Below are 9,204 nucleotides of genomic sequence, written 5' to 3' on the forward strand. Positions count from 1 at the left end.
GAATCTATATGCGGCCCGCATACACGAATAGCCAACGGGGAGATTGTACGTCTCCCCGTTGGCCGGGTCTGCGGCTACCTCGGGCAGCCGGCGTGTGGAGCTGTCAGCGGCGCAGGCCGAGACGCTCGATCAGCGAACGGTAGCGCTGGATGTCGTTGGCGGCCAGGTACTTCGACAGCCGGCGACGACGACCGATCAGCGCGAGCAGGCCGTGCCGGGTGTGGTGGTCGTGCTTGTGCACCTTCAGGTGCTCGGTGAGGTCGGAGATACGCTTGGACAGCAGCGCGATCTGGGCCTCCGGCGAGCCGGTGTCCTTCTCGTGCAGGCCGTATTCCTTGAGAATCGCCGACTTCTGCTCGGTGGTCAGAGCCATGAGGCATCCACTCCCTATTTCAGTCCCGCGCTCGAATGTCCGGTTACCCGGTTCGGGTGCCACCGCGGACCGCAGCAAACCCGAGGATCCACCTTACCGGACCGGACCCGGCCGGCCGAATCGCCTCCTGCGGGGAAGCGCCGCCTTTACCTCTCCGGTAATCGACGCGCGCCGAGACCCGTGTGAATCTTGTTCGCGCACCGACGAATACGAGGAGAACCCGATGCCGAACTTCCAGACCACCGACGGAACGACCCTGGCCTACGAGGTCTACGGGACCGGCGCGCCGATCGTCTTCGTGGCGGGCTGGTCGCTGCACGCCGACATGTGGGAGTACCAGGTCCCGTTCTTCGTCGAGCGCGGCTACCGCTGCGTCATGCTCGATCGCCGGGGCCACGGGCGCTCCGATCGGCCCGCGACCGGGTACGACGTCGACACCCGCGCCGACGACCTCGCCGCCTTGCTCACGCACCTGGATCTGACCGGGATCACCCTGGTCGCACACTCCGCGGGCGGCGGCGAGGTGGTCCGCTACCTGGCCAGGCACGGCTCGGAGCGGGTCGATCGGCTCGCGTTGCTCGCGGCCGCGGTGCCGATGATGCGCCGCACCGACGACAATCCGATCGGCGTTCCGCAGGAAGCCTGGGACGCGACGATGCATCAGCTGCGCACCGATCGGCCCAAATGGTTCGCCGACCGCGCGCAGGGCTACTTCGCCACCCACCTCGGCAACGACGTGTCGCCGGCGATCATCGACCACGAGATGCAGCGCTGCCTCTCCGCCGCGCCGTTCGCCACGATCGCGGTGCAGGAGCAGTCGTTCCACGCCGATCACCGCGCCGACACGGCGGGGATCACCGTGCCGACGCTGATCGTGCACGGCCTGGCCGATCAGTCCATTCCGATCGACGTGAGCAGCAGGGAGACGGCGGCGCTGGTGCCGAACAATGTGTTCAAGGAGTATCCGACCGCGGGGCACGGGCTCTACATCACGCACGCGACGCAGCTCAACGCCGATCTGCTGGAGTTCATCAAGGGATGAACAGGGGCGTCGCGGACTACTTGTCGTTGATCGCGGCGAGGATCTTGCGGGCGTTCTCCACGTCGCGGCCCATCGTCTCGATCAGCTCGTCGACGGAGTCGAACTTGCGCTGACCGCGGACATGGTCGACGAAGTCCACCGCGACGTGCTGGCCGTAGAGGTCGGCCTCGCCGTCGAGCACATAGGCCTCGACGGTGCGGGCCCGGCCGGAGAAGGTCGGGTTGGTGCCGACCGAGATGGCCGCCATCGCCCGCTGCCCCGGCGTCACGGTGCCGATGGTCGGGCCGGGGCCCAGCACGGTGAACCAACCCGCGTACACGCCGTCGGCCGGGATCGCGGCGTGCATCGGCGGCGCGACGTTCGCGGTCGGGAAGCCGAGCTGACGGCCGCGGCCGTCGCCGTGCACCACCACGCCCTCGACCCGATGCGGCCGGCCGAGCGCCTCGGCGGCGGCCGCCATGTCGCCCGCGTCGACGCAGGCGCGAATGTAGGTGGAGGAGAAGGTGACCGCGTGCTCGCCGAGCAGCTTCACCCCGTCGACCTCGAAGCCCCAGCGCCCGCCGAGCTCGCGCATGGTCTCGATGGTGCCCGCGGCCTTCTTGCCGAAAGTGAAATTGTCGCCGACCACGACCTCGACCACGTGCAGGCGCTCGACGAGCAGGTCGTGCACGTAGCGCGCGGGGGTCAGTTTCATGAAGGCCTGAGTGAACGGCATGACGCAGAACACGTCGATGCCCAGCTCCTCGGCCAGCTCCGCCCGGCGGGTCAGCGTGGTCAGCTGGGCCGGGTGGGAGCCGGGGCGCACCACCTCCATCGGGTGCGGATCGAACGTCATGAGCACCGCGGGAACACCGCGCGCGGCGGCCGATTTCACCGCTCTGCTGATCAGCTGCGCGTGACCGCGGTGCACACCGTCGAACACACCGATCGTGAGCACACATCGGCCCCAGTCCGCGGGAACGTCGTCCAGCCCTCGCCATCTCTGCACAGTCGGCAGCTTATATCGCGCGGCTGAACGGGGTTCGACCGAAGTCCGCGATGTCACACAACGCTTCCGGTGTCGTGTACGCACGGTGAATCCCCGTCCCCACCGTGCGGCGAGCTGTGTCATTCGCCGGGCATGTGCCTAAGCTCGAGTATGTGCCCGGTAAACGAGACATCACCACCCGTCGTGAGCTAGCCGACGCCGCCGCGCCGACCCGGGCTGACGGCGGCACCGTGACGATCGCGCCGGTGCTCTCCTCGGTCGCCCAGGACTACCTCAAGGTGATCTGGACCGCGCAGGAGTGGTCGCAGGAGAAGGTGTCGACCAAGCTGCTCGCCGAGCGCATCGGGGTGTCCGCGTCCACCGTCTCCGAGGCCGTGCGCAAGCTCGCCGACCAAGGGCTCGTCGAGCACGCGCGCTACGGCTCGATCACCCTCACCGAGGGCGGGCGCCGGGCCGCGATCGCGATGGTGCGCAGGCACCGGCTGATCGAGACGTTCCTGGTCAACGAACTCGGCTACGGCTGGGACGAGGTGCACGACGAGGCCGAGGTGCTCGAGCACGCGGTCTCCGAGCTGCTGATGGCGCGCATCGACGCCAAACTCGGCTACCCCGACCGTGATCCGCACGGCGACCCCATCCCCTCGGTCGACGGCGCGGTGCCGACCCCGCCCGCCCGTCAGCTCAGCGACTTCGGCGCGGGCGAGTCCGGGCGGGTGGCCCGCATCTCCGACTCGGACCCCGACATGCTCCGCTACTTCGACTCGGTCGGCATCGCGCTGGACACCGCCATCACCGTGGTGGAGCGCCGAGACTTCGCCGGTACCATCGCGATTCGCATCGGGGCCGCCGAGACGCCCATCGATCTGGGGAGCCCCGCCGCCGAGGCGATCTGGTTGACTCTCAGCAGCTGAAGTACGGCCGCAGCCGGGCGGGGACACCGTCGGCGGCGGCCTTCGACCAGCAGATGTCATGCGGGAAGACGACGTAGGTGGCCCAGCCGTCCGCGGCGTGGCGGACGATGCGTTGGCTGTCGCCGTGGATGTCCCACACTATGACGGCCCAAGCGCCGTCGCACTCGCTGACCTTGGCGTTGTAGCTGGTCAATTCACCGATATCGTCGAGGTCGTGCACGATCGTCGCGGCGGCGCAGTGCGGCGAGAGTGGTTCCTGGAAGCGCAGTTCGCCCGAGACCGGCTCGCCCGCGCGGACCAGGAACAGGCTGTGCATTCCCTCGGGGACCGGTGTGGCGCCGGGCGGCGGGGTGCCCAGGCCGAAGTAGTAGCAGCCGAGCGGCACCGAGAAGCGCGCGACGCCGGAGCCGTCGGTGGTCGCTTCGCGGTGCAGGACTTCCTTGGCATCGGGCGAGATGTCCCGGGACGCCGCGTCACACGGTTGTACCTGGGACAGACGGACCGGCACGTTCGGCACCGGCGTGCCGGAGAGGGTCCGGGTGCGGATGACGGCGGTGCCGAGCACCTCCGTCGCGGGACTTGATGACGGATTACCCTGCGGCACAACGGTTGTGGCCTGCGTCGACGGGACAGAGGAACTGGCCGTCGCCCCCACCCGCGATGAACTGGCCGCCGGCCCTTCCCGCGACGGCGCGCCCGAATCACCTGCCCCGCATGCGGATCCGGCCACGACCACTGCGGCCAGCAGAATCCCAACTCGGAGCGCCCCGAGACCGTTCATCGCTCCCACCTCCCCAATCGAGCGAGCGGATACTCGGCCTATCGCCGTGGCCTACCCATTGGTTACCTCGGGTCGGGCGCGACCAGTGCAGCGCGTCAGACGTAGCTGGGAGCGGCCTGCGTTGGAGCGGAGCGCTTTTCGTCCGCACTGGCGAGCCAGAAGAAGATCGGGGGCAGGACGATCTCGATGACGGTGAGGACGATCTGGAACCAGTGCGGCCACCCGTAGACGGCGAGGGAGATGACGCGGCCGACCGCGCCGAGCAGGAAGATCCCCGCGAGCCAGCGGACGGCGGTGGCCGAGATCGGGGCCTGACGGGCGGCCCAGAGCCAGGCGACGCCGTAGCCGAGGAAGATCGCGCCGAAGAAGCGGCTCTGACTGTCGGACGTGACGCCGGAGTCGCCCATGTCGGGCACGCTGTTGATGCCGAGGGCCATGTGGAAGATGCCGATCGCGACGCAGGCCACGCCCATCGCCAGGGAGAGCCATTTCAGTGCGGTTGCCATGCTGTTCCTCCGCGGGTTTCATCGAATTCCACCGTCGGGCAACGGTTTTCCCAGCCGGGGACCACCGCCCGCACACAAGTTGACGTCTGTCTACTAAGAGACATTACGACGCTTAGTAGACAGACGTCAACTAGAGTTTCGCGGGTGACCCCTCGACGCCGCCTCTCCCCCGACGAACGCCGACGCGTCCTGCTGGAAGCAGGCGCGCGCCTGTTCGCCGAGCGCGCCTACGACGCCGTGCTGATGGAGGACGTCGCCGCGGCCGCTGGCGTCTCGCGCGCCCTGCTCTACCGCCACTTCCCGAGCAAGCGCGACCTCTTCGCCGGCGTCTACGAGCAGGCGACGGATCAATTACTGGGCGCCACGCCCTTCGACGACGGCAAGCCGCCCCTCGAACAGCTCGCCGCCGGGCTGCGGACCCACTTCGACTATTTCGAGGCCAACGCGCACAGCGTGCTGGCGGCCAATCGCGTGCTCGCGGGCGACCCGACCATCCAGGCGATCATCGAGGGCGAACTCGGCGAGCTGCGCCGACGGGTCCTCGACGCCCTCGGTCTCGAGGGGACCCAGCGCCTCCGCGTGTCCTCGGTGCTGCTGGGCTGGCTCACCTTCGTGCGGGTGCTGACGGTGGAATGGCTGGAGAACAAGCACTATTCGCGCGCGGAGCTGCTCGACATCAGCCTCGGCGCACTGATGGGGGCGCTACAGCCGATCCTCGGATCCGAGATCCCACCGGCACCGAATTCCGAGTAGGGCCTGGCCCGGCCGGATGCAGCCAGCCACCAGGGGTGAGCACGATCGCTCTGGCCGCGGCGGTCGACCACCGCCCGGCCCTGCCGCAGCGCGACCGGCTGACCCACCTCGCTCCGCAACTCAGAGACGAGGACACCGGAAGCGCTTCGGATGGACTAGGGCACACGACCTAAAGATTGGACGGGCGCACGACCATCACCGACGCCGCGCGCTTGCCGCTCTCCCGCAGCAGCGCGATGGCCCGGCCGTCCGGCGCGAGCGCGGCGTACACGCCGGCCAGGCCGACGGGTTCGAGCCAGCGACCGTTGCGCAGGTCGTTGACCTGACTTTCATCGATCTCGCGGTGCGGGAAGGCGGTTCGCACGGCCTCGTCCATGTCGAGGCTCAGCGGCGCGGCGCCCGCCTCGGCCGCCGACGCCAATTCGTCCAGGGTGCGGGCGTGTTCGAGGGTGAACGGGCCGACCCTGGTGCGGCGCAACGCCGTCAGGTGACCGCCGACGCCGAGCGCGGCGCCGAGGTCGCGGGCCAGCGCGCGCACGTAGGTGCCGGAGGAGCATTCGACGACCACGTCCAGGTCGACGAACTCCCCGACATCGCGGCGTGCGCGAATGTCGAAGCGCGACACCGTGACCGGGCGCGCGGCCAACCGCACCTCCTCGCCCGCGCGGTGCCGGGCGTAGGCGCGTTCGCCGTTCACCTTGATCGCGCTCACGGTCGCGGGCACCTGCTCGATATCGCCCGTGAGAGCGGCTGTGCGCGCGGCGATCTCGTCGTCGGCGAGATGCCCGGCCGGGGTGGTCGAGAGCGCCTCGCCCTCGGCGTCGTCGGTGGTGGTGGCCTGCCCGAGCCGGATGGTCGAGTTGTAGGCCTTGGTGGTCAGCGTGAGCAGGCCGAGCAGCTTGGTGGCCCGCTCCACGCCGAGCACGAGCACGCCGGTCGCCATCGGATCGAGCGTGCCCGCGTGACCGATCTTCTTGGTGCGCAACAGCTTCCGGCACTTGGCGACGACGTCGTGACTGGTCAGCCCACCGTCCTTGTCGACGATCAGCAGCCCGCCGAGACCGTCCATCAGGCGTGCACGATCGCGGTGAGAATGAACCCGTCGGCGATCAGCCACCGCCCGTCGAACGAGATCAGCGGCGTCCCACCGTCGGTAATCTGCCCCGGGATCAGCAGCTCGCTGTGGAAGGTGCCTCGGCCGGAATCCTCGGTGCTGTCCTGGATCTCGAAGGTGATGTGCGCGTCCTCGAAGCCGAGCCAGCGCGCGGTCAGCGGGAACCACGCCTTGTAGGTCGCCTCCTTGGCGCAGAACAGCAACCGATCCAGGTGCAGGCCGGTGTAGGTCGTGTTCAGCCACTCCCGCTCCGGCGCCAGGCTCACCGAGTCCAGCACACCCTCGGGCAGCGCCGCGTGCGGCTCGGCGTCGACCCCGATCGAGCGGAAACGCAGCTTGTGCCCCAGCGCGGCGGCGCGATAACCGTCGCAGTGCGTCATGCTGCCGACGATCCCGCGCGGCCAGATCGGCGCGCCCCGTTCGCCCTTGCCGATCGCCACCGGCGCCTCGCCGAGCTCGGCCAGCGCCAGCCGAGCGCAGTGCCTGGCGCCGATGAAGTCCCGGCGCCGCTTCTCCACCGCCTTCGCGATGAGATGCTCCTCGGCCGGGTGCGCCTTCAGGTCCTCCGGGTACTCCAGCAGCTCGGCCGACGCGACACCCGCGGGCAATATTGTCTCGATCATCAGCGACGAGCCTAGACGAGGCGAGGCCGGCCCGGCACGACCATCCCGCCGACGCTCGCGCTCACACGCCGCGCCGACGCTCGGCCTTGGCGCGCATCTCCGCGGCGGCCGCCTCCATCTCCGGGGTGACCTTGAAGTGACCGCCCCACGAGTTCAGCGAGCCCGGCGGGTATTCCGGGGCGGGCAGGATCTGGCGCAGCAGCGGGTCGGGCAGGCCGCGACGCTGCCACTCGCGCGGATAGCCGAGGGACACCTCCTCGAAGCGGACGCCGTCGTAGTACGAGGTGCGCGGGATGTGCAGGTGGCCGTACACCGAGCAGACCACGTTGTAGCGGGTGTGCCAGTCGGCGGTGAGCACCGTGCCGCACCACAGTGCGAACTCGGGGTAGAACATCACGTCCGTCGGCTGGCGGACCATCGGGAAGTGGTTGATCATGACCAGCGGCGTGCCCTCGGGCAGCGCGTCCAGCTTGCGCTTGGTCACCTGCACGCGGGCGTGGCACCACGCGTCCCTGGTGAGGTAGGGGTCCGAGGAGAGCAGGTACTCGTCGGTGGCGACCACGTTGCGGTCGCGCGCGATGGCCAGCCCCTCGGCCTTGGTGGTCGCGCCCTCGGGCAGGAACGAGTAGTCGTACAGCAGGAACAGCGGCGCCAGCGTCACCGAGCCGCCGTGCTTCTCCGCGCCCGCGCCCTCCCACACCGGGAACGGATCCTCGGGGGTCAGCACGTCCAGATCCCGGCAGATCGACACGAGGTAGTCGTAGCGGGCGACGCCGGTCATCTGCACCGGGTCCTTCGCCGTCGTCCACAGTTCATGGTTGCCCGGCACCCAGATAACCTTGGCGAACCGGGCGCGTAGCAGCTCGAGCGCCCATCGGAAGTCGTCGGTCTTCTCCCCCACGTCACCGGCCACGATCAGCCAGTCCTCGGGCGAGTCGGCGCGAATCTGCTCGACCACCGGACGATTCCCCTGGTGCCCGACGTGAATGTCGCTCACCGCCATCAACTTGGGTATCACCACACCTACCTTGGCACAGGTGCACCCGTGTTCGCCCGTCACCCCGCCGCGTGATTTCGCCGCGAGTGGGAATACCGCTCTCCGGCACGCGGGCCGACCACTCCGTATGGCGGAGGTCTTGGCCGAGGGCGTCGCCACAGTGACGCCGAAGCGGGCAAGTCGAAATCGATGAACCGGTAGGTTGGGCTGACATGATCGCACGCAACACATTTCGGAAGTTTGCCGTGGCATCATCGGCCGCGGCAGCCATCGTCGCCGCACCTGGGCTCGCCGGGGCGACCATCGTGCCACCCAGCAGCGCGACCTTGCAGGTCGTGGGCGATACCGTCACCGCAACTCTGAGCGGGATCAGCACGGACCTGCCGGGCGGCACCGTGCAGTGCACGCTGTTCGTCGACGGCGACCCACGGCAGAACACGCTCTCCGCGAGGGAACCCGCGCCCGCGAACTTCACCCTGGCCCGCCCGCTGGCCGCGGGCGAGCACCTGGCCCTGACCTACTGCGCCGACTTCCCGGCCGACTCCGACACGCCGAGCTCGTACCCGACGCTGGCCTGCGCCAAGGTGACCATGCCCGTCGGCACGGTCGAGGCGTTGCCGAACGATCAGTGTTTTCTGACCAACAGCTGACCGTGAGCGCGAAACCCCGGGCGCTGCCCGGGGTTTCGCTGGTAACCGGGCAAACATCAGCGCCTGTGCACCAAAGCGCCGTCGGATCCTCGGCAGACCTCGAGGTTCGGGCGCTTATCCAAGCTGTTTCGGGACCTCGACGCCGACCTGAGCCCAGCGCCCGGACCAGGCGCGCCAGGACACGGCGACCAGACGCAGCACCATGAAGGCCACCAGCCCGGACCAGATGCCCGCGATGCCCCAGTCGAAGGCCAGCGAGAGCCAGATCGCGGGCAGGAAGCCGACCACGGCCGCACCGAGGGTGCTGGTGCGCAGGTAGGCGGCGTCGCCCGCGCCGAGCAGGACGCCGTCCAAGGCGAACACCACCCCGGCCACCGGGATGATGCAGACGAAGAACCACCAGGCGACGTGGGTGCGGTTCAGCACGTCCGGGTCGTCGGTGAACAGTCTTGGAATGAGTCCTGCG

At 69.1% G+C, this 9,204-nt stretch carries 11 protein-coding genes and 1 pseudogene; 4 read left to right on the forward strand and 8 right to left on the reverse strand.

Features of this window, described 5'->3' with window-relative positions; all coding sequences use genetic code 11:
* Positions 1-103 precede the first annotated feature (103 nt).
* Positions 104-373 (reverse strand): 30S ribosomal protein S15, encoded by a 270-nt coding sequence (gene rpsO / locus ON39_RS21745; RefSeq protein ID WP_014986888.1) that lies wholly within the window; start codon positions 371-373, stop codon positions 104-106.
* Between the two features lie 223 nt (positions 374-596).
* Between rpsO and ON39_RS21750 the strand changes: the two genes are divergently transcribed.
* Positions 597-1,415, forward strand: a complete 819-nt coding sequence (locus ON39_RS21750) for an alpha/beta fold hydrolase (protein ID WP_040737103.1) — start codon at positions 597-599, stop codon at positions 1,413-1,415.
* 16 nt (positions 1,416-1,431) lie between these two features.
* On the opposite strand, the gene ON39_RS21755 is transcribed toward ON39_RS21750, so the two are convergent.
* Positions 1,432-2,403, reverse strand: a complete 972-nt coding sequence (locus ON39_RS21755; RefSeq protein WP_083894606.1) for a bifunctional riboflavin kinase/FAD synthetase — start codon at positions 2,401-2,403, stop codon at positions 1,432-1,434.
* A gap of 230 nt (positions 2,404-2,633) precedes the next feature.
* Between ON39_RS21755 and ON39_RS21760 the strand changes: the two genes are divergently transcribed.
* Positions 2,634-3,314: a metal-dependent transcriptional regulator gene (locus tag ON39_RS21760; protein ID WP_051186902.1), complete on the forward strand. Its 681-nt coding sequence runs from the start codon at positions 2,634-2,636 to the stop codon at positions 3,312-3,314.
* On the opposite strand, the gene ON39_RS21765 is transcribed toward ON39_RS21760, so the two are convergent.
* Together ON39_RS21765 and ON39_RS21770 are read right to left on the reverse strand one after the other, a co-directional pair.
* Positions 3,304-4,095 carry a hypothetical protein gene (locus ON39_RS21765; protein WP_040737107.1) on the reverse strand — a complete coding sequence of 264 codons (792 nt, stop codon included), beginning with the start codon at positions 4,093-4,095 and terminating at the stop codon, positions 3,304-3,306. The two genes, ON39_RS21760 and ON39_RS21765, sit on opposite strands and share 11 nt — an antisense overlap.
* 95 nt (positions 4,096-4,190) lie before the next feature.
* On the reverse strand, positions 4,191-4,601 hold the full coding sequence (locus tag ON39_RS21770; RefSeq protein ID WP_040737108.1) for a DUF4345 domain-containing protein: 411 nt from the start codon (positions 4,599-4,601) through the stop codon (positions 4,191-4,193).
* Between the two features lie 144 nt (positions 4,602-4,745).
* On the opposite strand from ON39_RS21770, the gene ON39_RS21775 reads away from it, so the two are divergent.
* Entirely contained in the window at positions 4,746-5,354 is a 609-nt protein-coding gene (locus ON39_RS21775) for a TetR/AcrR family transcriptional regulator (protein WP_040737109.1), read from the forward strand.
* Between the two features lie 169 nt (positions 5,355-5,523).
* Here ON39_RS21775 and truB read toward each other — a convergent pair whose 3' ends face one another.
* The 3 genes from truB to ON39_RS21790 all read right to left on the reverse strand — a co-directional run bounded on the left by truB (position 5,524) and on the right by ON39_RS21790 (position 8,109).
* Positions 5,524-6,423 (reverse strand): tRNA pseudouridine(55) synthase TruB, encoded by a 900-nt coding sequence (gene truB / locus ON39_RS21780; RefSeq protein ID WP_040737110.1) that lies wholly within the window; start codon positions 6,421-6,423, stop codon positions 5,524-5,526.
* On the reverse strand, positions 6,423-7,091 hold the full coding sequence (gene npt / locus ON39_RS21785; RefSeq protein WP_040737111.1) for a 4'-phosphopantetheinyl transferase Npt: 669 nt from the start codon (positions 7,089-7,091) through the stop codon (positions 6,423-6,425). Before npt ends, truB begins: the two co-directional genes overlap by 1 nt.
* A 61-nt stretch (positions 7,092-7,152) precedes the next feature.
* Positions 7,153-8,109: a metallophosphoesterase family protein gene (locus ON39_RS21790; protein WP_085998243.1), complete on the reverse strand. Its 957-nt coding sequence runs from the start codon at positions 8,107-8,109 to the stop codon at positions 7,153-7,155.
* 224 nt (positions 8,110-8,333) lie between these two features.
* Between ON39_RS21790 and ON39_RS21795 the strand changes: the two genes are divergently transcribed.
* On the forward strand, positions 8,334-8,738 hold the full coding sequence (locus tag ON39_RS21795) for a hypothetical protein (protein WP_146251133.1): 405 nt from the start codon (positions 8,334-8,336) through the stop codon (positions 8,736-8,738).
* A gap of 114 nt (positions 8,739-8,852) precedes the next feature.
* On the opposite strand, the pseudogene ON39_RS21800 reads toward ON39_RS21795, so the two are convergent.
* Positions 8,853-9,204: pseudogene (locus ON39_RS21800) on the reverse strand (MATE family efflux transporter); the annotation flags it as partial.

The sequence above is a fragment of the Nocardia tenerifensis NBRC 101015 genome (genome assembly GCF_000308715.1).
GTDB classification, from domain to species: domain Bacteria; phylum Actinomycetota; class Actinomycetes; order Mycobacteriales; family Mycobacteriaceae; genus Nocardia; species Nocardia tenerifensis.

Coding starts and splice junctions, on each gene's coding strand:
- rpsO (WP_014986888.1), bottom strand. CDS start 373: ATGGCTCTGACCACCGAGCAGAAGTCGGCGATTCTCAAGGAATACGGC.
- ON39_RS21750 (WP_040737103.1), top strand. CDS start 597: ATGCCGAACTTCCAGACCACCGACGGAACGACCCTGGCCTACGAGGTC.
- ON39_RS21765 (WP_040737107.1), bottom strand. CDS start 4,095: ATGAACGGTCTCGGGGCGCTCCGAGTTGGGATTCTGCTGGCCGCAGTG.
- ON39_RS21770 (WP_040737108.1), bottom strand. CDS start 4,601: ATGGCAACCGCACTGAAATGGCTCTCCCTGGCGATGGGCGTGGCCTGC.
- truB (WP_040737110.1), bottom strand. CDS start 6,423: ATGGACGGTCTCGGCGGGCTGCTGATCGTCGACAAGGACGGTGGGCTG.
- npt (WP_040737111.1), bottom strand. CDS start 7,091: ATGATCGAGACAATATTGCCCGCGGGTGTCGCGTCGGCCGAGCTGCTG.